The organism is Stenotrophomonas sp. 112478_Sma, from assembly GCF_056479905.1.
Window position 1 is genome coordinate 3,180,079 of sequence record NZ_CM151072.1, and the last position, 26,211, is coordinate 3,206,289.

Below are 26,211 nucleotides of genomic sequence, written 5' to 3' on the forward strand. Positions count from 1 at the left end.
AACGTCTGGCGCGCGAGGGTAGAGGTTGACTTCCCCGCTACAGGACCTGAACCCATGGCCGCCAGCAAGCCCTCCGGCAAGCGCGCACCCGCCCCCTCCCCCGACCATCGCCGTGGCGACGGCGACGAACTGCACCTGCACGCCGGCGGCACGCACCCCCCGATGACCACGGCCCAGGGCATCCCCGTCGCCGACAACCAGAACTCGCTGCGCCAGGGCCCACGAGGCCCCACCCTGCTGGAGGACTTCATCCTCCGCGAGAAGATCACCCACTTCGACCATGAGCGCATCCCGGAGCGCATCGTGCATGCCCGCGGCAGCGCCGCCCACGGCTATTTCGAACTCACTCACTCGCTGGCCAAGTACACCCGTGCGCGCATCCTTGGCGAAGTCGGAAAGAAGACTCCGGTGTTCACCCGCTTTTCCACCGTGGCCGGCGGTGCCGGGTCGGTCGACACCCCCCGCGACGTGCGGGGTTTCGCGGTGAAGTTCTACACACCTGAAGGCAACTGGGACCTGGTGGGCAACAACATCCCGGTGTTCTTCATCCAGGACGCAATGAAGTTTCCCGACCTGGTGCATGCGGTGAAGATGGAACCGGACCGCGCGTTCCCGCAGGCAGCGAGCGCGCACGACACGTTCTGGGACTTCATTTCGTTGATGCCCGAATCGATGCACATGATCATGTGGGCGATGAGCGACCGCGCCATTCCACGCTCGCTGCGCATGATCGAAGGCTTCGGCGTGCACAGCTTCCGCCTGTTGAACGAGGCCGGCGACTCCACCTTCGTCAAATTCCACTGGCGGCCGAAGCTGGGCATCCAGTCCACGGTGTGGGACGAGGCGTTGAAGCTGCAGGCCGCGGACAACGATTTCCATCGGCGCGACCTGTTCGAGGCGATCGAGCGTGGCGACTTCCCCGAATGGGAACTGGCCGTGCAGCTGTTCACGGAAGAGGAGGCCGACGCATTTCCGTTCGATCACCTGGACCCGACCAAGATCATTCCCGAATCGCTGGTGCCGCTGAAGGTGATCGGGCGCATGGTGCTGGATCGCTGGCCGGACAACTTCTTCGCCGAAACCGAGCAGGTGGCCTTCTGCCCGGCCAACGTGCCGCCCGGCATCGACTTCAGCAACGACCCGCTGCTGCAGGGCCGGCTGTTCTCCTACCTGGATACCCAGCTGATCCGCCTGGGCGGACCCAACTTCCACCAGATCCCGGTGAATGCGCCAAAGTGCCCGTTTGCCAACCACCAGCGCGATGGGCATATGCAGATGCAGGTGCCCAAGGGCCGCGTGGCCTACGACCCCAGTTCGCTGGAGGACGACAGCCCGCGCGAGACACCGGCCGGATTCCGCAGCCATGCCAGCGCGGATGACGGCCGCAAGGGGCGCACGCGTGCCGAGAGCTTCGCCGACCATTACAGCCAGGCACGGATGTTCTTCCGCAGCCTGGAAGCACCCGAGCAGGCCCATCTGGCCTCGGCGCTGGTGTTCGAGCTGTCCAAGGTGGAAACGCTGAAAGTGCGGGTGCGTACCGTCAGCCACCTGCGCAACATCGACGAAACCCTCGCGCAGCGGGTGGCGGAAGGACTGGCGCTGCCCGCCCTGCCCGACCCGGCGCCCACTGCTACGCCTGCACAGGACATGCCCCCCGCACCGGAAGTCCGCGTGATTGGCCGCAACAAACCCACCCTGCAAGGGCGCTGCATCGGCATCCTGTTTGATGAAGGCTCCGATGCCGGTGTCATCAGCAGCCTGCGCAAGGCCGCAGAGAAGGCCGGTGCCGCGGTGAAGCTGGTGGCTCCCAAGGTGGGCGGCGCCACCCTGAGCAACGGCAAGCTGCAAGCGGCCGACGGGCAACTGGCGGGGACTCCATCGGCGGTGTTCGATGCGGTCGCGATCGTGCTCAGCGAGGAGGCCGGCAAGCGGCTGTCCAGCGACAGCGCGGGGCTGGAATTTGCCAGCACCGCGTGGGCACACCTGAAGGCCATCGGCAGCGATGAAGGAGGCCGGGTGCTGCTCAAGGCGGCGCGCGTGGGCAAGGATGCAGGCATCGTCGACGCGGGCGATGCCGGCGCTTTCCTCGCCGTCGCCGCCACCCGCCAGTGGGCCCGCGAACCGAAGCTGCGGCAACTGGCCTGACCGCCTCACCCCCATCGCCTGCAAGGAGACGTGTCATGCCCCGTGGAGACAAATCCGCCTATACCGACAAGCAAAAGCGCCAGGCCGAACACATCGAGGAAAGCGAGCGCGAGCGTGGTGCCAGTGAGAGCACCGCCGAGCGCATCGCGTGGGCCACCGTGAACAAGCAGGATGGCGGAGGCAAGCGCAGTGGCAGTGCCCGCAAGGGCGCCAAGAAGACTGCGAAGAAGGCGGCGAAGAAGACTGTGAAGAAGGCGGCGAAGAAAGCACCGGCAAAGAAGGCCGCAACGAAGAGCACTGCGGGAAAAGCACCGGCGAAGAAGGCCGCAAAGAAGACTGCCGCGAAGAAAGCGCCCGCGAAGAAGTCCACCGCCAGCACGCGCAGTGCGGCCGCGAAGAAGGCAGCGGCAACCCGGGCGGCAAAGAAGGCGGCACGCTCGACCGCCGCGAAGAAGGCCGCGCGGACCCGCGCAGGCGGTTGAGATGCACCCGGCAGCGCAGCGGGCACACGATGCCTGCGGCCCTGCACGGTGACGTGGCGCACGCCGGGCAGCATGAGCACCCGGCGGCGCCACGGCTCAGTCAATCGCCGGCCCGGCCCTTGGGCGCGGGTGCCGCCACGGCCACCGCCTGCAGCTTGCGCACCGCAGCTATCGGAATCGCTTCGGCCCGTCGCTGCTGCGGCCACCAGACGAACAGGAATGCGCTGCTGGAGCCCAGCAGGCGCGCGGTGCCAGGCAAGGGCGCCGCGTCGCCGTTCAACTGCAGGCGGATCACTTCCCCACGTCCCTCGTTGCGGATCTGCTGCCCCCGCACCTGCACGTAGTTGGCCGCGCCGATGGCCATGAAAGCGGCCACGGCCAGGGTCATCGCCGTCAGCGGCCGCAGACCTACGCCCTCCCAGCTGGTCAGTACCGAGCGCATGAGCACCGCCCGCCATGCCCAGTTGCGTGCGCGCAGTTGCTCGAGCTTGGCCGCATTGCGCATCCGTAGCGTGTCCGGCCAGCTCACCAGCAGCACCAGCAGCACGCCCGCAGCCAGCAGCAGTGCATAGGCCGGGTCACGGATGCCGGCCACCAGGAAATCGCTGGGCTGCAGGTAATCCAGAATCGACAGCTCGAATCCCCGGTAGAACCAGAAGCTGCACCACAGCCCCAGCAGCGACACCAGCAGATAGGCAGTGGTGAACAGCAACGCCGGCTCACGGCGCATGCGGGACAGCGCCTGCATCACCGCCGAGTCATCATCACCACGGGTCAGCGGCAGCATCGACCAGTCGGTCGCTGCTTCCGGCTCCGGTGGCGCCGCAGCCACCTCGATGCCCTGCACCCGCGGCACATCGCCATAGGTCCCTTCCGGTTCCCTGTTGTCCATGCCCGCTCCCCTTTTCAGCGAGCATCGCCGAAAAAGGTGGCGCGCGGTAGACCACCGGCCTGCGGCATACTCCACGGTGCCGCAGGGCGCAGAGCGGAGGAAAGGGCCATGAAACGATGGACTGGCATGTTGGGGCTGCTGGCGTGGCTCTGCGCCGCGTCACCGGCCGTTTCCGGCAATGCGCGGGCTCCCGCCGCGCCAGCGGACGATGTGGGTACCGCGCAGGCCGTCGCACAGGCTGAAGCGCGTGGCCGGCAGATGTTCGAGCACGACCTGGCGGCCGAGCGCGCAACCGACGCCCTGCTCGAACAGGGCATGCGCGGTGACACCCGGGTAAGGGGCTGGATAACCGAACAGCGCGGCAGCCACTACGAAGTCAGCATGATCGGCGACGGCGCAATGGTCCTGTATCGGGCCGCCACCGACGCGCAGGGAAGGATGACCGGCGCAACCGAGACTCTGGATGTTCCAGCGGCGCCAACGACCTACCAGGCCGGCGCTGCCGCCGCACGGGCGCTGGCGTTGAACAGCGCCTTCGACGCCTGCGCGCAGACCTACAACAGCGTGGTTCTTCCGGCGCCCGGTACGGCCGCCGATGCGTGGACGGTCTACCTGCTGCCCGCCACCACCGATCCTGCCGTAGTTCCGCTGGGCGGCACGCATCGTCTCGACATCGCCCACGGTCGGATCGTCTCCCGCCGCGCCTTCACCCACAGCTGCATCCAGCTGAAGCGTGCGCCACCCGGTGCGGCGATGTTCATCACCCATCTGCAGGACCCGACACCGACCGAGATCCATGTGTTCTGGAGCCTGTGGGCCCGCTCGCCGCTGTACGTCTCCACGGGTAAGGACGTGATCTGGAAGATCGAGGACGGCCGCATCCGCCGCATGCAGGACTGACCGGCCACCACGCGCGAACACGTGGCGGCCCGGGCCTGCAGGCGGCTGCCGACGGTCAGGCCGCGCGTGCTGCCACCGTGCGGACTGCACCGCTCTGCTCGATATGGAACACCGCGACCGACGCGGTCAGCGCATTGGCCTGCTCTTCCAGCGCGCGGCTGGCGGCAGTGGCTTCTTCCACCAGTGCGGCATTCTGCTGGGTCACCTGATCCATCTGCACCACCACCTGATTGACCTGTTCGATGCCGGCCGCCTGTTCCTTGCTCGCCGCAGCGATGTCACTCATCAGCTGGTTGGTGCGTGCGCTGGCCTGTGCCAAGCGTGCAATGGCCGCTTCCGACTCGACCGTGACCGCCAGACCGCTCTGCACCTTGCCTGCCGCCTCTTCGATGAGTTCCTTGATCTCCTTGGCGGCGATGCCCGCACGCTGCGCCAGCGTGCGCACTTCACTGGCGACCACGGCAAAGCCGCGGCCCTGCTCACCCGCGCGGGCAGCTTCCACCGCAGCGTTCAAGGCCAGGATGTTGGTCTGGAAGGCGATGCCATCGATGACCGTGGAGATTTCCGAGATGCGCGCCGAGGACTGATCGATCTCTCCCATCACAGATGCCATCTGTGCCATTGCCTGTTCGGTGGCCCGCACCGCCGCGCCGGCAGCGTGTGCCTCGCTGTCGGCCTGGCGGGCCAGCTCGGCATTCTGGCGGACGGTCGAGGTCAGTTCTTCCATCGATGCCGCCGCTTCTTCCAGGTTGGCGGCCTGCTGTTCGGTACGGCGCGACAGGTCGCTGTTGCCGGCGGCGAGCTCCTGCGCGGCAGTGTTGATGCTGTCGGCAGCGTCCTGGATGCCGCGCACGATGCCGGTCAGCTGGGCCGTGGTGGTGTTGGCATCGTCGCGCATGCGGGCGAACACGCCGTCGTAGTGACCGTACATGCGCGCAGTGAGGTCGCCCCCGGAGATCGCGCGCAGCACATCGGAGACGTCGGCGATGCTGGCCTGCGAACTGGCCATCATGCCGTTGAGCTGCTCGACCATCGCCCTGAACTGATACTGGAACGCACTGGCATCCCCACGCACGCTGAAATCTCCGGCGCGCGCCGCGCGGACCAGGTCGTCAATCTGGGTGTTGACTGCCAGCAGGCTCTGTTTCACTGCGGCCAGGGTGCGGGTCAGCGTACCCTTCTCGCCGGGATAGTCCGGAAGGTCGCGGCTGAGGTCGCCGATGGCATAGCGCTGCATGACCTCGGCCATCAGCAGTTCCACCTGCACGTGTGATTCCACCAGGCTGTTGGTGGCCTGCACCATGCGCCCGAAATCGCCCGGAAACGCGCTGGCGTCCATGCGGTAGCGGATCGCACCCGCCTCGTGCTGCTCGGCCATGTGCATCTGCGCCCCGATGGCGGCCTGCACGCTCTGCCGCACGCTGGCCATCGCCTCGCCCAGCCGGGTCAGCTCGTCACCGCCGCCGAGGCGGAATTCCTGGTCCAGCTGGCCCTTGGACAGGCGCTCGGCCAGGTTCACCGCGCGTGCCAGCGGACCGGTCAGGCTGCGACCGATCATCACCGAGGCGGCAATGCCGACCAGCAGGGCCACGCCTCCCAGCACCAGCAACTGCAGCAGACTGCGTTCACCCAGGCGGATCGCCTCGGCGGCGGCCTCGCGGCTTTCCTTCTCTTCGAAGTCGACTCCCTCGGACAATGCCTTGTTCCAGCCGTTGGCCGCGTACTGCACCGGCCCCAGGGTCAGTGCCACGGCAGCGGGGTAGTCGCCCTGCTCCATCAGTTCGCTGGTCTGCTTGTTGAGCGGGCGCGCAAGGGCGCGCTTGGCCGCGATGGTTTCAGCGATGGCCTTGCCCTCGGCATCGCTCGGCAGTGCCTGATAGGCGGACCAATCCGCCTCGTAGCGCTTGACCAGGTCGGCAATGCGCTTCTCGTCGCTGCCGCGGTCTTCGCCCTGGCGGATCAGCATTTCGCGGCGCACTACCATCATCTGGTTGTTGGCATCGAGCATCTGCGACAGCAGGCGTACCTTGGCCACACTGACGTCGACTACCTGCTGCATCGCGCGCTTCTGCACGACACTGGCGGTGGCGCCGGTGGCCACCACGGCCGCGACCAGCAGCAGCAACAGGCCAAAGCCCAGCCCAAGACGCCAGGCAACCCTGACATTCCTCAAGTAATCCATGGGTACATCCAAAACGGGGGGATGCGCCCGTATCGGCCGCGCCACCGGCAATCTTGATCGGCAACAAGCACGGGCGTCGGCAGCCGTTCACCTTGGTGAGGCCCCGCCCCGTACTTCTGCGACAAGGGCCTGAGCCACGCCGGGGCTGCCCTGCTCATGCCGGCATCAGGTTGCTTTCACGGAGGCTGCGCAGCCTCTGCGGGCAGGGTGGAGCTGCCATCTGCCGGAGATCTTCATGCCCGTGTACCGCCCCGCCCTGCTCGCCCTGTCCTTGCTGGTGTCGCCCGCCTTCGCGCAGGTACCGCCGCCGGCCCAGCTGCCGGAGCCCATTGCCGAGCAGGCCGGACCCCATACAGCAGCCCGCTCGCCGCTGCACGCCCAAGTGTTGCTGGATCGCGCCAATTTCTCCCCGGGCGAGATCGACGGTGAAGTCGGCAGCAACCAGCATCGGGCCGTGGCCGGCTTCCAGGCGGCACACGGCCTGACGGTGAGCGGAGAGCTGGACGACAGCACCTGGGAGGCTCTCCAGGCCGAGACGATCGCGCCGCTGGCCAACTACACGCTGACGGCCGAGGATGTTGCCGGTCCGTTCCAGTCCATTCCCAAGAAACCCGCCGCACAGGCAAAGCTGAAGTCGCTGGGTTACAGCAGCGTCGAGGAAGCGCTCGGTGAACGCTTCCACGCGTCCCCTGCCCTTCTGAAGTTGCTCAACCCCGGCGTCGATCTGGCCAAGGCCGGCAGCCGTATCCAGGTGCCCAACATCGCCCCCGCGGCATTGCCGAAGGCGGCGAAGATCGTGGTCGACAAGTCCGATTCCACTCTTCAGTTGCTGGATGCGCAGGGCAAGGTGATCGCACAGGTGCCGGTTTCGTCCGGCAGCCAGCACGATCCGCTGCCGATCGGTGAATGGAAGATTCTCGGCGTCCATCGCGACCCGCCGTTCCACTACAACCCCAAGCTGTTCTGGGATGCGCGCAAAGGCGAGAAGAAGGCCACGCTGCCGCCCGGTCCGAACAATCCGGTCGGCCGGGTCTGGATCGATCTGTCCAAACCCCACTATGGCCTGCACGGAACGCCGGTACCCGGGCATGTCGGCAAGACCGAATCGCATGGCTGCGTGCGCATGACCAACTGGGATGCACTGCGCGTGGCCGATGCGGTCGATACCTCCGTTCCCGTGGTGATGCAGGAGTGAGCCGATGCGACTTTCGCAGTTGATCGTGCTGGGCGTGCTGGTGGGTGTGGGAATGGGCTGGTGGCTGCGCCGCGATGCGGGTGAGCCAGTAGCGGTTGCCCGGCCTGCAGCACCACCTGCGGTGGCTGCGGCGCCGGAGGTTGCGGCTGCGACGCCGCGTGTGGGCGCTGCGGCTCCCACGGCGGTGCCGCCGTCCAGCGCCACCGATGCGGCAAGCGGCCTGCTGCTGCCGGTGCAGGGCGTACTGCCTTCGCAGCTGCGCGATACCTTCACCGATGCCCGCAGCGAAGGGCGCGTGCATGATGCAATCGACATCATGGCCGACGCAGGAACTCCGGTGCTGGCAGTGGCCGATGGGACGGTGGAAAAGCTGTTCGACAGCAAGCGTGGGGGGCTGACGATCTACCAGTTCGAGCCGAGCGGGCACTGGTGCTACTACTACGCCCACCTGCAACGCTATGCCGATGGCCTGGCCGAAAAGCAGGTGATCAAGCGTGGCGAGGTGATTGGCTACGTAGGCAGCACCGGCAACGCCAGCGCCGAGGCCCCGCACCTGCATTTCGAAGTGCACGTGCTGGGGCCGGAGAAGCAGTGGTGGAAGGGGGAATCGATCAATCCGTACCCGCTGTTGCAGGCGGGAGGGTAGCGCGTCTGCCGCGTGGCAGAGCCAGTCGCAGTGATGCCCGATTTGGGCACGATCCTACCCGTATTGGGTATCTGACAAGTACCCCGCCGGGCATGGCCCGGCGCTACCGGCGTCGCCACCGCCGCAGCGCGATGCTGGCGGTCGCCAGCCCGCCACCGGCAATCAGTAACAGCAGTGCCAGGGGCTGCCAGAAGAAGAACGGCCACAGACCTCCAGCACGGTCAGCCACAGCCAGGAACGCCCGCGCGGACGTGCGTCGCCACGCCCATAGCCGAAGTACGAGGCGGCAATTCCAGCGGACTCAACCGATTCCAGCGCGCGGGTGATGCCGGAGCCCGGCACGCCCGAACGCGCGCCAGCGCGGAAGTCAGTCTGAAGCGCGTGAACCCACCCGATACCTCGCCAGATGGCGAGGCCAGGCATCGCACATGCGGAAGGGGGTCAGGCCGGCCTGACTTCTCTGCAGACCGGCTCGGCAAGTTCGCGGCAGGCGAAGAACAGCCCTTCCACCCCACCTTCGTCCAGGTGCCTGCGCGGCGTCGCCATGGTGGCGCAACGGTTGGCCGCATGCAGCATCTCCACCGCGGTGAGGATGCCCACGGCCGCACGGTCGATCCGCGCCAAGGACTGACGTCGTCCGTCGGACAGGTTCTCCTCCGGCCACAACATGCCATCGGAGCCCTCGCCATCACGGATGCGGGTGAGGCAGCCCTGGAACGTGCTGAGATCGTCGGCGGGATTGGCGTCGTCGTTGATGGGCTCAACAACATGGAACGGCGGGGTCTTGCGAGCGGTCATGGTGTCGGCTTCCGTGGCTGCACTTGACAGCGCCACCGCCGACAGATGAAACCGGCCCAAACTGAAGCGCCGCGACCCCACCGGGAGTCGCGGCGCTCTTTTTTCAATTGAACAGCGTCACCACCACGCCGGACATGGCCCGGCGCTACCTCAGGCGAACGGATCCTGCAGGACCATGGTGTGGTCGCGATCGGGGCCGGTCGAGACGATGCTGATCGGGCAGCCCGCCAGCTCCTCCAGCGAACGCAGGTAGGCGCGCGCGGCCGGCGGCAGGTCATCCCACTGGGTGATGCCGTGGGTGTTCTCGCTCCAGCCCGGGAACTCCAGGTACACCGGGGTGCACTCTTCCCAGCCCTGCGCGTCCAGCGGCGCGTACTCGGTACGCTTGCCGCGGTATTCGTAGGCGATGCAGACCTTCAGCTTCTCCATGCCGTCCAGCACGTCCAGCTTGGTGATGCACAGGCCGCTGATGCCGTTGATGGCCACGGCGCGCTTGAGCGCGACGATGTCCATCCAGCCGCAGCGACGCGGGCGGCCGGTCGAGGCGCCGTACTCGGCGCCGCGGTCGCGGATGCCCTGGCCGATCTCATCGTCCAGTTCGGTCGGGAACGGACCGCCGCCGACGCGGGTGGCATAGGCCTTGGCGATGCCCAGCACGTAGTCGATCGCATCGGCACCCACGCCGGCACCGGCCAGTGCGCCGCCGACGGTGGTGTTGGAGCTGGTGACGTACGGATAGGTGCCGTGGTCGATGTCCAGCAGCGCGCCCTGCGCGCCTTCGAACAGCACGCGCTTACCCTGCTTGCGCAGGTCGTGCAGGATGCCGGCGACGTCGGACTTCATCGGCTCGACGTACTCGCCGAAGGCAAGTGCCTCGTCGTAGGTCTTCTGGAAGTCGATCGCGTCGGTGTTGAGGTACTTGGTCAGCACGAAGTTGTGGTAATCCAGCGCGGTGCGCAGGAGTTCTTCCAGCTGCTTGGGGTAATGCAGGTCGGCAATGCGGATGCCGCGACGTGCCACCTTGTCTTCGTAGGCCGGGCCGATGCCACGCCCGGTGGTGCCGATCGCCTTGCCGCCGGCAGCGCGTTCGCGCGCCTGGTCCAGGGCGATGTGGTACGGCATGATCAGCGGCGCGGCCGGGGAGATCTTCAGGCGCGAACGCACTTCCACGCCGGAGGTTTCCAGCTCGGCGATTTCCTTCTGCAGCGCGGCCGGCGAGATCACCACGCCGTTGCCGATCAGGCACAGTGCGTCGTCGCGCAGGATGCCGGACGGGATCAGGTGCAGGACGGTCTTCTTGCCGTTGATGACCAGCGTGTGGCCGGCATTGTGGCCGCCCTGGAAGCGCACGACCGCGCCGATTTCCTCAGTGAGCAGATCGACGATCTTGCCCTTGCCTTCATCGCCCCACTGGGCACCCAACACTACGACAGACTGACCCATGACGGGCTCCTCGATTTGTTGCGGCCATCGGGGCCGCGGACGGGTAAACCGTGGCGGGGGTGGCCAGCGCGGTCATGGCGGCTCCAAACGGGGAGCGGCCGGCGATGGATGGCCCAGACACGGAAAAAGCCGAACGGGGGAGGCCCGTCCGGCTTTTGTGCATTATCCGGGTTTCCGGGGTCGGGTGCCACCTTTCCGACGGACGGCTTCACCCAGCGGTCAGGGGCCCGAAACGGGGTCAGATCCCTTTCCTGCGGAAAGGAATATGACCCGCTGCTAATGCCGTGCCCACCACAGCAGGCTCAGGCCGGCCAGCAGGATCAGGCCGCCAAAGCTGCGCAGGGCCGGTCCAGGCAGGTCCAGCAGGCGCTCGGCCATGCGCTTCCAGGCCAGCGGGGCCGCGAACAGGAACAGGCCTTCCAGCACCGCGACCAGGCACACGGCCGCGAACAGGTCTTTCATCGGGAACTCCAGAAATGGCACGGGGCCCGGCATCTGGCCGGGCCCCGTGGGTAGTGCGTGCGACCTCAGCGATCGCTCTTGAGGTACTGCAGGAACGGGTCGTTCTTGTCGAGCACGATCACGCCGTTGCCGTCGGTCATGGAGCCACGGTAGGCCTCCAGGCTGCGGTAGAAGGCGTAGAACGCCGGATCGGCAGAACCGGCCTTGCCATAGATGCGCGCGGCATCGGCATCACCTTCACCGCGCAGGCGCTGGGCATCACGCTCGGCTTCGGCGATCAGCACGGTGCTGTCGCGGTCGGCCTGGGCGCGGATCGTCAGCGACTGTTCCTCGCCTTCGGCGCGCAGCTTGGCGGCCTCCTGCTTGCGCTGGGCGCGCATGCGCTCATACACGTCGTTGATGACCTGGCTGTCGGTCGGCAGATCGACCTGCTTGATGCGCAGATCGATGATCTGCATGCCCAGCCCCGCCACCGCCTCGTTGATGTTCTTGCGTTGCTCGTTGATCAGCTCGGTGCGGTCGCCGGACACCAGCTGCTGCAGGGTGCGCGAGTTGATCTGGTTGCGCAGCGAGTCGGTGATGATCGGTGCCAGGCGGGCATTGGCGATGCGCGGATCGCCGCCGGTGGCGCGGAAGTAGTCACCCACGTTGGAGATGCGGCCGATCGCGAAGAAGTCGACGCTGACGTCCTTCTGCTCGGCGGTGAAGTAACGCGCAGGGGCGGTATCAAGCACCTGGAAGCGGCGGTCGAAGACCTTCACCGTTTCCACGATCGGCAGCTTGAAGTGCAGGCCCGGCTTGATGTCCGAGCGCACTACCTTGCCCAGGTTCAGGACCATGGCGGTCTGGTCCTCGCGGACCACGTACACCGAGCCCAGCAGGCCCAGCACCACCGCCACGATCACGGCGATCCAGATTGGACTCTTCATCGGCTGCCCTCCTCACGGCCGCTCGGTCGCCCGGTCGGGCGGCCCGTGGGCCGGCCCGGGTCACGGGAAGGTTCCGCTGCCGTGGTACCCGGCAACGAAGGCATCACCACGTCCGGATTCGGCACGCCGGCGGCCGACGTCGCAGGACGGGTATCGCCGGTCATCGGCACGTAGATCAGCTGGCGGCCATCGCCACCGATCACCTTGCGGTTCTCGCTCAGCACCTGCTGCACCGTTTCCAGCCACAGGCGCTTGCGGGTCACGTCCGGCGCATCCTTGTACTGGGCCTGCAGCAGGCTGAAGCGCTGCGCATCACCCTCGGCCTTGGACACGACGGCCTGCTTGTAGCCTTCGGCGGTGGTACGGGCGCGCGAGGCCTGGCCTCGTGCTTCCGGCACGACCTTGGCGGCGTAGGCCTGGGCTTCGTTGATAAGGCGTTCCTTGACCTGCTGCGCACCGTTGACCTCGTCGAAGGCCGGCTTCACTTCCTCCGGCGGACGGGCGTCCTGCAGGGTCAGGCCAGTGACGGTCAGGCCGGTCTTGAACGCGCGCAGCAGCGCCTGCAGGCGCTCCTCGGCAGCCGCGGCCAGCGGGCCACGGTTGTTCAGCACGGCGTTGAGATCGGCACGGCCGACTTCCTCGCGCACGGCACTCTGGGCCGACTGTTCCAGCACCTGGTTGGCATCGACCGTGCCGAACAGGTACTGCTGCGGATCATCGATGCGGTACTGGACGTTCAACGACACGTTGACGATGTTCTCATCGCGGGTCAGCACCGGAACCTGGATCGAGAAGGTCTTGATCTCGGTCGCGTTGACCTTGGTGACCGACTCGATCGGCCACGGCAGCTTGAAGTTCGGTCCGGGCTGCAGGATGCGCGAGAACTGGCCGAAGCGCAGCACCACGCCACGCTGCTGCTCGCCGATCAGCTGGAAGCTGGAGAACAGCACCAGCAGCACCAGGGCTGCCACCACCCAGCGGACGATGCCGCCATCGAACAGATCCTTCAACGGCCCGGGCAGCCCGCCCCAGCCACCACCATTGCCACCGCCGCGCGACCCGAACGGCCCGCGTCGATTGTCCTCGGGGCCTTGTCCGCCCTTGTTGCCGCCGGGTGTATTCCAGGCCATGCACGCTCCATCAAGATATGGGCTGCGGCGCGGGCCCTTCCCGCGGCGCCAGCCGTGAACCATCACCGATCATACAAGATGGGGCGGATCGGCAGGATCGAAAGGGGGCGAACGGGGTAAGGTGGCGTTTTCCTCGAAGTCAGGCACGCCGATGGTCCCCACCACCCCGTTCACCGCCTTCCGCATCGAAAGCGACGACGCCGGCTACCGCAGCGGACTGACCCGGCTGGGGGTCGACGACCTCAACCCCGGGCAGGTGCTGATCCGCGCCCGGTGGTCCTCGGTCAATTACAAGGACGCCCTGGCCGGCACCGGCAAGGGCCGGATCCTGCGCCGCTTCCCGCTGGTGGGCGGCATCGATGTGGCCGGCACGGTCGTGGCCTCCACCGACCCCGCCTGGCGCGAGGGCGACGCCGTGCTGGCCACCGGCTGCGGCCTGAGCGAAACCCGCGACGGCGGCTACAGCCAGTACGTGCGGCTGGAGTCGAGTGCGGTGATCGCGCAGCCGCCCGGGCTCAGCCCGCGCGAGGCGATGGTGCTGGGCACGGCCGGTTTCACCGCCGCGTTGGCGCTGCTGCGCCTGCAGGACAATCGGCAGACCCCGGATCTGGGCCCGCTGGCGGTGACCGGCGCCAGCGGTGGCGTGGGTGCCCTGGCGCTGTCGATCTTCAGCCGCGCCGGCTATACCGTGCACGCCATCAGCGGCAAGCCGGAGCAGGCCCGCTTCCTGCGCGACATCGGCGCCAGCGAGGTTCTGCCACGCGAGGCGTTGGCCGATACCGGCCCGTTGCAGACCGGGCGCTTCGGCGGGGGCCTGGACAATGCCGGCGGCGACATGCTGGCCAGCCTGCTGGCGCAGACCGTGCCCTACGGCAGCGTGGTCAGCGCGGGCCTCGCCGCCAGCCCGAAGCTGGACATGACGGTGATGCCCTTCATCCTGCGTGGCGTATCGCTGTTGGGCGTTTCTTCGGCCAACGCGCCACGCGCCCTGCGCGAAACCGTCTGGGCGCGGTTGGGCGACGACTGGAAGCCGCAGCATCTGCAGCAGATCTGTACGGCGGAAGTCGGCCTGGAGGCGCTGCCGGAGGTGTTCGAGCGCATGCTGGCCGGCGGCTCGCTGGGACGCACGGTGGTACGGATCGACTGAACGTTGCAGGCAGGCGACGGACGGCAGGCGCCGCCCTCCCGCCGGTAATCCGCCCGCACTACACTGCGGGCATTACCTGGGGAACAACATGGCACGCATTCTGATCGTCGACGACTCACCGTCGCAGCTGTTGGGGATACAGCGCATCGTCGAGAAGCTCGGGCACCAGATCCTGACCGCCACCGATGGCGCCGCCGGGGTGGAAGCCGCCCGTGCCGAGCTGCCCGATCTGGTGCTGATGGACGTGGTCATGCCCAACCTCAACGGTTTCCAGGCGACCCGCACCCTCGCCCGCGACGAGGCGACCCGGCACATCCCTGTGATCCTGGTGACCACCAAGGACCAGGACACCGACCGTATGTGGGGCATGCGCCAGGGCGCCAAGGCCTACATCACCAAACCGTTCTCGGAAGATGAGCTGTCCGAGGTGCTGGAGCGGGTGTTCGCCGGGCAGGGCTGAAGCCGCAGCATGCGCGGGTAGCCCCGGGCCATGCCCGGCGAGCGCAGCGGGTCAGGAGCCGCCGGGCATGGCCCGGCGCTACCCCTGGGTTGATTCACCGAGGGCGCTGCACAGGACGTCAGATTGATTCGCCGAAGGCCTTGGCCAGGTTGCGGTATGCCTTCTTCTGCGCTTCGTCGGTGGCGGCCGGGGCAATGATCTCCAGCTCGACGATCTGATCGCCATCGGGATTGCCCGGCAGGCCGCGGCCGCGCAGGCGAAGCTTGCGACCGGCTTCGGAATCGGCCGGAATCTTCAGCTCCACCGCGCCGCCCAGCGTGGGCACGCTGATGCTGGTGCCCAGCGCTGCCTGCCAGGGCGTGACCTGCAGCGAATACAGGATGTTGCGGCCATCGACCTCGAACTGCGGGTGTGCTGCGTACTCCACCTCCAGCAGCAGGTTGCCACCGTGGTTGCCCTGCCCCGCCAGACGGATCACCTGGCCGGGACGGATGCCCTTGGGCACGCGCACATCCAGTTGCCTGCCGTTGACGGTGATGCGCAGGCTGTCGCCGTTGTAGGCAGCCTCCAGCGGCACCGACAGCTTGGCGCGGGTATCGCGGTTGGGTGCATGCCCCTGGCTGCTGAATCCCGGGCCCGGTCCCTGGCCACCGCGCTGGCGGGCGAACAGGCTCTCGAAGAAGTCGCTGAAGCCGCCATTGGGGCCACCACCGCCGAACACTTCCTCGAAATTGAAGCCACCACCACCGTAGTTCGGCGGCACATTGAATTCCTCGCCCGGCCGGTAGCCCTGCGCGCGCAGCTGGTCATAGGCCGCGCGCTTTTCCGGATCGCGCAGCGCCTCATAGGCTTCATTGACCGCCTTGAACCTGTCTTCGGCCCCGGCCTCCTTGCTGACGTCCGGGTGGTACTTGCGTGCCAGCCGGCGGTATGCGGTCTTGATCTCCGCATCACCCGCACTCGGTTCCACCCCCAGGGTGGCGTAGTAATCCTTGAATTCCATCCAGCTACCTCGATTCGCTTCGGCCGCGCCGGTGGCGCCGCCCCGGGTTCATTCTACGCGCCGGCGATGCTACGCCGCCCCTCGTGCGGCCCCGGTGAGGCCGACTGATCCTGCGCAATGCGCCTGCCATCGGCCTGCGCCACGCTGTGGCTGGAACCCTGGCGCGTGCCCCCTGAAGATGGGGCCTGCACGCGGGGTTTCCAATGTCTTGACGCCCCTGTCCCATCCCGCCCACTAGCCTGCCCCAGCAAGGAGTCCATCATGACCATCCATGTCGGCGACCGCATTCCGGAAGTGACCCTCAAGCGCATCCGCGAGGGCATCGAGACGCTCGATACGCACTCGCTGTTCGACGCCCGCAAAGTGGTGCTGTTCGCCGTGCCCGGCGCCTTCACCCCCACTTGCTCGGCCCGCCACCTGCCCGGCTTCGTCGAGAAGTTCGAGGCGTTCCGCCAGCGCGGCATCGAGGTCTACTGCATGGCGGTCAACGATCCGTTCGTGATGAAGGCCTGGGCCGCTGACCAGCACGTACCCGAGGGCCTGCTGATGCTGTCCGACGGCAATGCCGAACTGACCCGCGCGCTGGGCCTGGAACTGGATGCCAGTGCTTCGGGCATGGGCATCCGCTCGCGCCGGTTTGCCCTGTACGTGGACGACGGCGTCGTCCGCGCGGCCTGGATCGAGCAGCCCGGGCAGTTCGAAGTGTCCTCGGCCGAGTACGTGCTGGAGCACCTGCCCACCTGATCTTCCACCGCAAGAGGAAACGGCCAGCCATGTCCAATACGCCAGCCAACGCCAACACGTCTGCCCACCCGCTTCCCGGCATCAGCGACCGCAAGGTCCTGCGCGAACGCGCGCGGCGCAATCTTGAAGATGGCGCGATCACCGAAAGCTACAGTGCCGACCGCAAGGCCGTGATCAAGCTGCTCAACGACGCCCTCGCCACCGAGTATGTCTGTGTGCTGCGCTACTACCGGCATTACTTCACCGCCAAGGGGATGCTGGCCGATGCGGTCAAGGCCGAGTTCCTTGAGCATGCGCAGCAGGAACAGGCGCATGCTGGCAAGCTGGCCGAACGCATCGTCCAGCTCGGCGGCGAGCCGGACCTCAATCCGGACACGCTGAGCGCGCGTTCGCATGCCGAGTACAAGGAGGGCAGCGACCTGCGTGACATGGTCCGCGAGAATCTGGTCGCCGAACGCATCGCCATCGACAGCTACCGCGAGATGATCGACTTCATCGGTGATCGCGACACGACCACCAAGCGCATCCTCGAGGAGATCCTGGCGCAGGAAGAAGAGCACGCCGATGAGTTCGCCGACCTGCTGGACGGGTGGATCGGGGAATAGCGCTGCGCGTATCGGATACCGCGTGCCGGCCGTGGGCCGGCACCTACCGGAGGACGTTGAAACGCACCTGCGTCCACGCGCCATCGGCGGCCAGCGCGGTCAGCGTATGGGCGCCCGGCTCGGCGAACTCGCGCTGCATCAGCTGAGATCCCCGGGTCTGTGCGATCCAGCGGCCATCCAGCAGCCAGTCCACTGCCTGCTCGCTGCCCAGCGCGCGCAGCTGCAGGCGCACGCCGTGTTCGGCATTGGGCGCGCGCGCCAGCGTGGCCCCGTCATTCAGACCGTCCACGTGCAGCGCCACGCTGGCCTCACGGCCATCGTCGCGGCAGTCCGGTGACAGCGCCGGCAGCTGCGACAGCTCCCGGGTCGCCTTCGGCAGCCACGGCGACAGCAGCGCCGGCCAACGGGCGATTTCGCGCGCCACCTCCTCATGAGGCAGACGACAATTGGCCGAGACGCGTAGACCGGTGCGTGCATCTGCCAGGTAGCGCTGACGGCCCGGTTGCCAACGCCGGGCTTCGCGCTCGGGGAACGTGAGCGGTACGGCGCCGTCGAGCAGGTACGCCGGCATCCGCCGCTGGCACACGGCCGGCGGCAATCCTTCGGCGCGTTCACCGGTCGGCCAGCAGATGTCGCCCTGGCTGACGCTGGCCGGCATAGGTGCCGCCGCCGAATCGCCACGCTGGCGCGGCAGACTGTCGACCACCTCGAACATCAGCGGCAGCGCGGTGACCGCGCCGTACTGGCCCGGCAGGGGCGTGCCGTCGGGCCGCCCCACCCATACGCCCACGGTGTAATGCCGCGTGCTGCCGATGGCCCAGGCATCGCGGTAGCCGTAACTGGTCCCGGTCTTCCAGGCAACGCGGGGGCGCCCTCCCACATCGAAGGTGCCCACGCCATACCCCGGACGCGGGTTCGACTCCAGCATCTCGCGTACGATCCAGCTCGCCCCCGGCGACGCCAACCGCCGCTCGATCATCGGCTCGTCATCGGTGTAGCGCACGCGGCCGGCGATACCGTTGCGGTTCAGTGCGGCGAATGCCCCGACCAGATCTTCCAGCCTCGCGCCGGTGCCACCGAGTATCAGCGAGAGATTGGGGGGGCTGCCCGCGGGAAAACGCAGCTGGATGCCGGCGTGTGACAGGCGCGCGGCAAAGCGCGCGGCGCCGACCCGCTGCAGCAGGTCCACCGAGGGTACGTTGAGCGACAGACGCAACGCACTGGAGGCGCCGATCGGGCCATTGAACGCCATGTCGAAGTTGCCCGGACGGTAGCTGCCGAAGCTCTGCGGCGCGTCCACCAGCAGGCTCTCCGAGTGGATCAGGCCGTCATCCAGCGCCATCGCGTAGAGGAACGGCTTGAGGGTCGAACCCGGCGAGCGCCAGGCCTGAACCATGTCGACGTGGCCCAGGCGCTGGCGGTCGCCGAAGGACAGCGTTCCCACGTAGGCGCGCGCCTGCAGGGTCTGGTTGTCGACCACCAGCAATGCCGCCGACGTCCGCTCCGGCAGGCTCGAGAAATAGCTGGCCACGCGCTCTTCCAGTGTGCGCTGCAGGCCGATGTCGATGCTGCTCCGGATGCGCGCCTGGCCGGGGTGTGCCGCATGCAGCCGCTGCGCCAGCAATGCCGCATGCAGTGGCGGTCGCAGCGACCGCGCCACCACGTTCTCGATGCGTGCATCCTCCACCTCATCCGGTGTCCACGCCCCCCGTTCGGCCATGCGTGCCAGCACCTTGTCACGTGCCTTCTGCGCCGCGTCCGGATGGCGGTCCGGGCGCAGGCGGCTGGGTGCCTGTGGCAGCACCGCCAGCAACGCGGCCTCGGCATGTGACAGCTGCGCGGCCGGCTTGCCCAGGTAGGCCCAGCTGGCAGCCTCCACGCCCTCGATGGTGCCGCCGTAGGGCGCACGCTCCAGATACAGGGCCAGGATCTCCCGCTTGGAAAGATGCACTTCCAGCTGCAGGGCCCGCAGCACCTGCTTGAGCTTGCCCCACGGGGTACGCGAATGCGGGTCGAGGATGCGTGCCACCTGCATGGTCAGGGTCGAGCCACCGGAAACGATGCGGCCGCCGCGCAGCAGCTGGCCGCTGGCACGCAGGATCGCCAGCGGGTTGATGCCCGGATGGCGCCAGAACCAGCGGTCCTCGTAGGTCAACAACGCCTGCAGGTACAACGGCGAGACGCTGTCGATCGAGGCCGGATAGCGCCACACGCCCTCGGCATCGGCGAACGCACGCAGTGGCGTGCCGTCGGCAGCCACCACCAGGGTGCTGGTGTCGCGCTGCTTCGGCAGTGGCGGCGGGAAAACGACGTCCAGTACCAGCAGCAGCGTCAGCAGACCCGCTGTTCCCCAGCGCAGCCACGGCCACAGCGGCCGCAGCCGGCGGCGCAGGTCCGCCCGCCGGGTCGTCATCGCGTTCTTCATTGCAGGTTGCCAGCAGGACGGGCCGCGCCGTCGCGGCCCGTCCGCGCGGTCACGGCTGCACCACCGTGATCGTGGTCGGGTTGCTGCGGCCGACGCCACGCAGCTGCGGCCGGTACATGTCTTCCACCAGCGGCGGCGGCACCGAGTAGGTGCCCGGGGTCACCGCACGCACCAGGTAGAACACATTGGCCTTTCCGCCGCGCGAGAGCTTGAGCGCTGCCACGTAGCGGTCGTCGCGGAACTCCTCATGCTTGGTATCGGCCGCGTCACCGCGGTCGCTGATGGTGATGCCATCGACGACCACGTCCGCCCACTGCTTGGCATCGCCCAGGTTGAAGTTCTCGATCTCCAGGCCGGCCGGCAGCAGGTCGGTCAGCAGCGCATCCGGCATGGTGGTGTCGGCACTGACGGTGACCCGCACGATCAGCGCTTCGCCTTCCTTCAGCGGGCGCGGCGACCACGGCTTGCCGTCGATACCGAAGTAGCTGCGCTCGACACCGATCACACTGTTGTCCGGCGCGGGCGCACTGCGCGGGATGCCCGCCACATCGATGCTGGCGAACATCGGCGGCTGGCCCTGCGGAGTGAAGCGCACTCCGCTGGCCAGTTCGCTGGCGCTGAAGGTGCGGCCGAACAGCTTGCGCTCGCTGATCGATTCACTGTTGCCACCGATCACCAGCTCGCCGGCCACCAGTGCCTTCTGGTTGGCCGCCAGCGCCTTGCCGAGGCGGGCGATGGCGACCTGCTCCTGCGTGCTCAGCCACATCCAGCCGGCGTTGCGGCGCGCATCCAGGCCGCGGCCGAGATCGACCGCACGCGCATCCCATGCCGGCTTCGCCAGCTTGTTCTCGTGGGTCAGCGCGATCATCAGCGCATCATCACGGATCGCGCTGCCGTAGTCGCCGAAGTACGACGGGCGCTCGCTGCTGGACTTGGCGAAGGCAGCTTCCAACGCGGCCTGGCCACGCTTGGCGTCGCCCTGCAGCGACAGCGCCACGCCCAGGTGGACCAGCGACAGGCCGCCGACCGCCTTGCTGCGCTCGTTGTCGTACAGCGTGCGCAGCGTACCCAGCGGCGCACGGTTGACCCGGGCCAGCACGTAGCCGGAATACGCCTGGTTGGCGAACTTCAGTTTCTCGCGCTCGTCCTGCCCGTAGAACGGGTTGCCGCCGGACAGCAGATCCTCGCTGAGACGGTTCAGTGCCTTCTGCAGCACGTTGTCCGGTACGGCGAAGCCGGCATCCCGGGCATCGAGCAGGAACTCGGCGATGTACGGGGTCAGCCACGGGTTCACATAACCATCGTCGCCCCACATCGAGAAGTTGCCGTTGGCCACCTGCATCGACGCCAGGCGGCCGAACGCGCCCTCCATGCGTTCGCGGCGGGTCTTGGCATCCAGGCCGTCTGCGCCGAGCATCGACGACGTGGCCTGGTCCAGGATCAGCGCAGCGTAGCCCTTGCTGGTGGTCTGCTCGGCGCAGCCATACGGGTAATTCAGCGCGCCCTGCAGAGCACTGGCAAACGGAATCGGGGGCAGCGGGCTGACCAGCAGGCGCGCATTGACCGACTCGGACATCAGGCCATCGGCCAGACTGCTGTCGAGGCTGACCGCCGCCAGCGGGTCGAGCGTGCGTACCTGCGAGCGCAGCACCTGCGGCCATGCCGCACGCACCGGCAGGTCGTAGCGGCGGTCGGCCTTGAAGCCATTGCCTTCCACACGCACCCGCACCTTGGCCACGCTGTGGCCTTCGCGTGCCGACAGCGGGAAGCTCAGCGTGGTCTTCGCATCGGCGTTGAGCTGCACGCTGCGGCTGCCCTCGCCCAGGGCCAGCGGTCCCTCGCTGTCCACGCGCACGTTGAACTGGCCGGGCTTGCCGGTGAAGTTCTGCACGTCCAGCGTCACGGTGCTGCGGTCGCCCGGGGCGAGCACGCGCGGCATGCTGGCCTCGGCCAGGATCGGTGCGCGCACCACCGTTTCCACGTCGCGCTTGCCGTACTGGTCATCGCTGTACACCAGCGCCGACACGCGCAGCGTGCCGTTGAAGTCCGGCACTTTGAGGCGGATGCGGGCATTGCCCTTGGCATCAAGCTGTACCGGGCCGGAGAACAGATCCACGGTCTGCACGCGCGCGGTCGGCCGCTTGGCCTGAGGCAGGGACTGCAGCGCCATGTCACCGCCGAACTTCAGCTTGCCGGCGCCGCCGTCGAAGCTCTCGATCACCCGGCTGTAGATGTCATAGGCATCGATGCCGAGGCGGCGCTGGGCGAAGAAGTGCGCGCCGGCATCGGGCACGGGGAAACGGGTGATGTTGAGGATGCCCACATCCACCGCCGACACGGTGACGTGCGCGGCCTTGCCGGCCAGCTGCGGTGCGCTGACCGTCACCGGCAGATCCTGTTCCGGGCGCATCTGCTTCGGCGCCACCAGGCCGACGGCCACGGTGCGGCCCCTGCGGTCCATCGGTACGTGCACCACGCCGACAGCGCGCGCCGGGGTGATCTTGCTCGGCGCACTGCCGCCCCGGAACACCAGCGCGGTGATGTAGACATCGTGGCGCTCCCAGTCAGCGGTGACCGGGATGTTGAAGGTGGCACCGGGTTTGGCGTCGATGTCCTGCACGTACAGCATGCGATCGGTCTCGACCATCAGGATGCCCTTGCCGGCATGCGGCGGCGTCACCGTCACCTGCAGGGTGTCGCCCGCCTTGTAGCCGGTCTTGTCCAGGCCCAGCTTGACCTTGTCCGGGCGCGCATCGAGACCGCGATTGTCATCGCCCCAGCTCCAGCCGGCACGGAACGGATAGCGGCTGGTCAGGCCGGTGCCCGGATCGAACACGTCCACCCGGTACTCGCCCCACTCGACCGGGACATCGAACGCCACCGCGCTGCTGCCGGCATCGACCGTGCGGGTTTCCCTGTTCTCGAACCGACGGGTGAAATCGTAGTCCCAACGGTTGTCGTTGAAGGTCCAGTGATAGTCACGCAGCTCGCGCACCAGGGTGATCTTCAGGCCCTTGGCCGGCTGCGGCCGGCCGGCCGCGTCCACGCGCACCAGTTCGAAGCGTGCGTTGCTGTTGGAGTCGGCACCATCGTCGGGGTTGAACAGCGGACGCACGCCGACCAGCGCATTGGCCGGCCACATCACCCGCTTCAGGGTGCGGGTCACGGTCCGCCCACCGGTCTCGTACAGGCTGCCGGACAGCACCACCGCGATCGGCGCCTTGGCCTTGGCCGCTTCTTCCGGCAGCGTCACGTCCTCGCGCAGCTGGCCGTTGGCCGGCAGCGTCGTGTCGATCACGTCCTTGGCCTCGCGCGGAAGCTGCAGGGTCGGGTCGCCGAAGAAGTAGCCCGGCAATCCCTCGACCGGCTGCTGTTCGGCTGCCACGGCCAGGCGCGCGGTGAAGCGGTTGCCGTCAGCCGGCGCGCCGTACAGATACGCGCCATCGGCCTGCAGACGAAGATCTTCGCCCGGCTTGAGCGTCTTCTGCGGGCTGTCCAGGTCCAGCTTCATCCGTTCGGGCAGGAACTCTTCGATGCGCAGGGTCATGCCCTGGATCGCTTCCTTGCTGGCCGGATCGGTACGGAACTCCACCTGCCAGCGTCCTGTCGGCGCCTCGGCCGGGATGACCTGCTCGAAGGCGATGTAGCCCTGCTCGCCCGGCTGCAGGCGGGTCTCGCGGAAGGTCTTGCCGTCGGGCTGCTTCAGGCGCAGGAACACCGGCTGCGACTTGACCGGCTTGCCATCATTGTCGCGCAGCAGCGCGGACAGGCGCACGGTCTCGCCCGGCCGATAGAGGTCGCGGCCGGACCATGCGTAGACATCGAACCAGGCATTGTCACGACCGGCAACGGCAAACTCGCTCAGGTCCAGGGCCGGCTGGTTGAAGGGCAGGAAGCTGGTGTCGCGACCACTGCTGGCCACCAGCACGTGGGTGGCGTCGAGCGTGTAGTTCAGCAGCGCATTGCCGTTGCCATCGGTACTGCCCTTGAGCACCACCTCGCCTTTGCCGTCGAGCACGCGCAGCTCGACGTTCTTCAGCGGTGCTCCGTCCTTCAGTCCGGCGGTGTGGACGAACAGCTTGTCCTTGTAGGCGCGCGTGTGCAGGCCGATGTCGCTGACCGAGAAGAACGCGGTGTCGAACTCGCCCTCGTAATCGCCCGTGCGCTTGAGCAGTGCGAAGTACAGGCCCGGCTCCTGCAGCTCCTTGATGTCCTGGGTTGGCAGGTAGGTCAGCACCCGCTCGTTCTGCTTGCCGCCGAGGATGAAGCGGTTGACGTAGACCGGCTCGGCCAACGCATTGATCGGGCTGCGCTCGTAGTCGCTGCTCAGTTCCCAGCTGCCACGACGGCCGCCGCGCTGGTACTGGCTGAAGAAGGTCGGCAGATCCTTCTCGCGCACGCGCAGGAATTCGACGTCGACCTCGGGAACATTCACGGAGACAACCGGCAGGCCGCGGCTGTCCTTGGCCGGCAGCACGCTGCCCTGCGAGGCGAAGCCGGCCACCGGCTTCAATTCGCCACTGAACACCTTCTGCTTCAGCTCCTTGCCCAGCCGGCTGCCATCGGCGGCCAGCAGGTCCGGCGATACCACCAGGCTGAACTCCTTGCCGGCTTCGACGAACGGATAGCGCAGGGTCAGTCCGTCATCGGACAGGGTCCAGCTGCTGTCGTCGGTGCCGACCTTCTCCTCGAAGCGCACCAGCGTGTCGAAATCCTGCGTGCCGACCAGCGGGCGCGAGAACTCCAGCGCCAGCGACAGGCCGTCATTCTTCTGGTCCGGGTAGGCGCGCAGCAGGGTGAAATCCTTCACCTGCTCGGCCTGGGTGGCAATGGCCTCGCCACTGGCCTTGGGCAGCTGCCCGCTGTCGTTGCGGCAACCGGCCAGACCCAGCAACAGGCCTCCTGCCAGTACCGCCGCCGCCCATCCCCACCGCTTGCGCCGTGCCGGACCGCTCATGTCGTCACTCCTTGATCGAGGCGGCCATTATAGGCTCGCCGCGTCAAGGTGTTGGCGCGGATCCGGCAGGAATACATCGGAACGGTAGCGCCGGGCCATGCCCGGCGGTCCCGGTAGCGGCCGACCTTGGTTGGCGTTGGGCCCGTGCCAACCAAGGTTTGCACCTACCAAGGCGCGCCCTACCCCGGCTGGTACAGATCCACGTAGTCGGTCACCGGCATGGCCGCCAGCGCCACCGGGTCCAGCGAGGCCGCCAGGATGCGCTGCTGCTGGGTGGTGGGGAACCGATGGGCCAGATGCCGCCGGAACTTGTCCATCAACAGGGGCATGCCCTCGTCGCGTCGCCGGGCGTGGCCGAGCGGGTACTCGACCAGGACCTCCGGCAGTTCGCTGCCGTCGTTGAAGCGGACGGTCAGGCCGTTGGCGATGCTGCGCTTGTCCGGATCCAGGTAATCCGCGCTGAGCTGCGGGTCTTCGTGGCAGGTCATTCGCGCGCGCAGCGCATCGATGCGGGGGTCAGCAGCAACATCGTCCTCGTAGTCCTCAGCCACCAGCCGCCCATGCAGCAGCGCGATGGCGACCATGTACTGCACGCAGTGGTCGCGGTCGGCCGGATTGTGCAGCGGGCCGCGCTTGTCGATGATGCGGATGCAGGCCTCCTGCGTGCGGATGGCGATATGCGCGATGTCATCGACGCTGCGCCCGCCTGCCCGCAGCTGCGCGTGCAGCGCGACCGCGGCCTCCACTGCGGTCTGGCCGTGGAACTCGGCGGGAAAACTGATCTTGAACAGCACGTTCTCCATCACGTAGCTGCCCAGCGGCCGCCCCAGCGTCACCGCCTGACCATGCATGGAGACCGCTTCGAAGCCCCAGGTGGGAGCGCTCAACACGCTGGGATACCCCATCTCGCCGCTGGCCGCCATCAGCGCCAGGCGCACGCCGCGACTGGTGGCATCGCCGGCGGCCCAGCTCTTGCGCGAACCGGTGTTGGGCGCATGCCGGTAGGTCCGCAGCGCCTGGCCATCGACCCAGGCCAGCGACAGCGCATTGAGCATGCGCTCGCGATCCAGGCCAAGCAGGCGGGCGACCACGGCGGTGGTGGCGACCTTCACCAGCACCACGTGGTCCAGCCCGACCCGGTTGAAGGAATTCTCCAGGGCCAGCACGCCCTGGATCTCGTGCGCCTTGATCATCGCCACCAGCACATCGTGCACGGTCGGCGGTGGACGACGCAGGGCCGCGGCATTGCGTCCCAGCCAATCGCAGACGGCCAGGATGCCGCCGAGATTATCCGACGGATGACCCCACTCGGCGGCCAGCCAGGTGTCGTTGAAGTCGAGCCAGCGCACCATCGCGCCGATATTGAACGCCGCCTGCACCGGATCCAGCACGTAGTGCGTTCCCGGCACGCGCGCGCCGTTGGTCACGCTGATGCCCGGCACCAGGGGCCCGAGCAGCTTGCTGCAGGCCGGGAAGGACAGCGCTTCCAGGCCGCAACCGAGGGTATCCAGCAGGCAGTAATGCGCGGTCTGGAATGCCAGTGGCGAGTCGATGCGCACGTCGCGCACGTAATCGACGATGTCCTCCAGCAGCGCATCCCACGCGGCACGTTCGTTGGACGGGGCGTGGCTGTCGGACATCGTCTGTTCTCCGCTAACGCCGGACC

General features: G+C 67.6%; 20 protein-coding genes and 1 pseudogene. 9 read left to right on the plus strand and 12 right to left on the minus strand.

Annotated elements, in window-relative coordinates:
• The first annotated feature begins 54 nt into the window (after window positions 1-54).
• The gene (locus ACZK08_RS14595) at window positions 55-2,145 is read left to right on the plus strand and encodes a catalase (protein WP_065182651.1); all 2,091 of its coding nucleotides are present in this window, start codon (window positions 55-57) and stop codon (window positions 2,143-2,145) included.
• Window positions 2,146-2,180: 35 nt separating this feature from the next.
• Window positions 2,181-2,627 (plus strand): hypothetical protein, encoded by a 447-nt coding sequence (locus ACZK08_RS14600; RefSeq protein WP_065182650.1) that lies wholly within the window; start codon window positions 2,181-2,183, stop codon window positions 2,625-2,627.
• Between the two features lie 100 nt (window positions 2,628-2,727).
• Here the strand turns inward: ACZK08_RS14600 and ACZK08_RS14605 are convergent, their stop codons facing one another.
• Window positions 2,728-3,519 carry a hypothetical protein gene (locus ACZK08_RS14605; RefSeq protein ID WP_065182649.1) on the minus strand — a complete coding sequence of 264 codons (792 nt, stop codon included), beginning with the start codon at window positions 3,517-3,519 and terminating at the stop codon, window positions 2,728-2,730.
• 108 nt (window positions 3,520-3,627) lie between these two features.
• Between ACZK08_RS14605 and ACZK08_RS14610 the strand changes: the two genes are divergently transcribed.
• Window positions 3,628-4,419, plus strand: coding sequence for a hypothetical protein (locus tag ACZK08_RS14610; protein ID WP_155761059.1), 792 nt, complete (start codon window positions 3,628-3,630; stop codon window positions 4,417-4,419).
• Window positions 4,420-4,474: 55 nt separating this feature from the next.
• Here ACZK08_RS14610 and ACZK08_RS14615 read toward each other — a convergent pair whose 3' ends face one another.
• The gene (locus ACZK08_RS14615) at window positions 4,475-6,601 is read right to left on the minus strand and encodes a methyl-accepting chemotaxis protein (protein WP_478452247.1); all 2,127 of its coding nucleotides are present in this window, start codon (window positions 6,599-6,601) and stop codon (window positions 4,475-4,477) included.
• Window positions 6,602-6,836: 235 nt separating this feature from the next.
• Here ACZK08_RS14615 and ACZK08_RS14620 point away from each other — a divergent pair, with 235 nt between their 5' ends.
• Window positions 6,837-7,796, plus strand: coding sequence for a L,D-transpeptidase family protein (locus tag ACZK08_RS14620; RefSeq protein ID WP_065182646.1), 960 nt, complete (start codon window positions 6,837-6,839; stop codon window positions 7,794-7,796).
• Between the two features lie 4 nt (window positions 7,797-7,800).
• Entirely contained in the window at window positions 7,801-8,442 is a 642-nt protein-coding gene (locus ACZK08_RS14625) for a M23 family metallopeptidase (protein ID WP_065182645.1), read from the plus strand.
• A 103-nt stretch (window positions 8,443-8,545) separates the two neighbouring features.
• On the opposite strand, the pseudogene ACZK08_RS14630 reads toward ACZK08_RS14625, so the two are convergent.
• From ACZK08_RS14630 to hflK, 6 genes and pseudogenes are all read right to left on the minus strand, one after another.
• Window positions 8,546-8,811: pseudogene (locus ACZK08_RS14630) on the minus strand (hypothetical protein); the annotation flags it as partial.
• Between the two features lie 72 nt (window positions 8,812-8,883).
• Window positions 8,884-9,240, minus strand: coding sequence for a hypothetical protein (locus ACZK08_RS14635; protein ID WP_065182644.1), 357 nt, complete (start codon window positions 9,238-9,240; stop codon window positions 8,884-8,886).
• Window positions 9,241-9,390: 150 nt separating this feature from the next.
• The gene (locus ACZK08_RS14640; RefSeq protein ID WP_053518619.1) at window positions 9,391-10,683 is read right to left on the minus strand and encodes an adenylosuccinate synthase; all 1,293 of its coding nucleotides are present in this window, start codon (window positions 10,681-10,683) and stop codon (window positions 9,391-9,393) included.
• Between the two features lie 276 nt (window positions 10,684-10,959).
• Complete coding sequence (locus tag ACZK08_RS14645) at window positions 10,960-11,145, minus strand: DUF2065 domain-containing protein (protein ID WP_053518621.1); 186 nt, start codon at window positions 11,143-11,145, stop codon at window positions 10,960-10,962.
• A 65-nt stretch (window positions 11,146-11,210) separates the two neighbouring features.
• Window positions 11,211-12,074, minus strand: coding sequence for a protease modulator HflC (gene hflC, locus ACZK08_RS14650; RefSeq protein ID WP_065182643.1), 864 nt, complete (start codon window positions 12,072-12,074; stop codon window positions 11,211-11,213).
• Complete coding sequence (hflK, locus tag ACZK08_RS14655; RefSeq protein ID WP_065182642.1) at window positions 12,071-13,204, minus strand: FtsH protease activity modulator HflK; 1,134 nt, start codon at window positions 13,202-13,204, stop codon at window positions 12,071-12,073. Before hflK ends, hflC begins: the two co-directional genes overlap by 4 nt.
• A gap of 151 nt (window positions 13,205-13,355) precedes the next feature.
• Between hflK and ACZK08_RS14660 the strand changes: the two genes are divergently transcribed.
• Window positions 13,356-14,351 (plus strand): YhdH/YhfP family quinone oxidoreductase, encoded by a 996-nt coding sequence (locus tag ACZK08_RS14660; RefSeq protein ID WP_065182641.1) that lies wholly within the window; start codon window positions 13,356-13,358, stop codon window positions 14,349-14,351.
• A gap of 88 nt (window positions 14,352-14,439) precedes the next feature.
• Window positions 14,440-14,811 carry a twitching motility response regulator PilH gene (gene pilH, locus ACZK08_RS14665; protein ID WP_053518630.1) on the plus strand — a complete coding sequence of 124 codons (372 nt, stop codon included), beginning with the start codon at window positions 14,440-14,442 and terminating at the stop codon, window positions 14,809-14,811.
• A 118-nt stretch (window positions 14,812-14,929) separates the two neighbouring features.
• Here the strand turns inward: pilH and ACZK08_RS14670 are convergent, their stop codons facing one another.
• Window positions 14,930-15,814 (minus strand): DnaJ C-terminal domain-containing protein, encoded by an 885-nt coding sequence (locus ACZK08_RS14670; RefSeq protein ID WP_053518631.1) that lies wholly within the window; start codon window positions 15,812-15,814, stop codon window positions 14,930-14,932.
• A 261-nt stretch (window positions 15,815-16,075) separates the two neighbouring features.
• Here ACZK08_RS14670 and ACZK08_RS14675 point away from each other — a divergent pair, with 261 nt between their 5' ends.
• Window positions 16,076-16,558 carry a peroxiredoxin gene (locus tag ACZK08_RS14675; RefSeq protein ID WP_065182640.1) on the plus strand — a complete coding sequence of 161 codons (483 nt, stop codon included), beginning with the start codon at window positions 16,076-16,078 and terminating at the stop codon, window positions 16,556-16,558.
• 29 nt (window positions 16,559-16,587) lie between these two features.
• Complete coding sequence (locus ACZK08_RS14680; RefSeq protein ID WP_065182639.1) at window positions 16,588-17,163, plus strand: ferritin-like domain-containing protein; 576 nt, start codon at window positions 16,588-16,590, stop codon at window positions 17,161-17,163.
• Window positions 17,164-17,206: 43 nt separating this feature from the next.
• Here the strand turns inward: ACZK08_RS14680 and pbpC are convergent, their stop codons facing one another.
• The 3 genes from pbpC to ACZK08_RS14695 form a co-directional block, all read right to left on the minus strand.
• Window positions 17,207-19,588 carry a penicillin-binding protein 1C gene (gene pbpC, locus ACZK08_RS14685; RefSeq protein ID WP_065182638.1) on the minus strand — a complete coding sequence of 794 codons (2,382 nt, stop codon included), beginning with the start codon at window positions 19,586-19,588 and terminating at the stop codon, window positions 17,207-17,209.
• A 49-nt stretch (window positions 19,589-19,637) separates the two neighbouring features.
• Window positions 19,638-24,545 carry an alpha-2-macroglobulin family protein gene (locus ACZK08_RS14690; RefSeq protein WP_065182637.1) on the minus strand — a complete coding sequence of 1,636 codons (4,908 nt, stop codon included), beginning with the start codon at window positions 24,543-24,545 and terminating at the stop codon, window positions 19,638-19,640.
• Between the two features lie 179 nt (window positions 24,546-24,724).
• A complete protein-coding gene (locus ACZK08_RS14695) occupies window positions 24,725-26,185 on the minus strand; it encodes a bifunctional 2-methylcitrate dehydratase/aconitate hydratase (protein ID WP_478452248.1) in 1,461 nt (486 codons plus the stop codon).
• Window positions 26,186-26,211 lie beyond the last annotated feature (26 nt).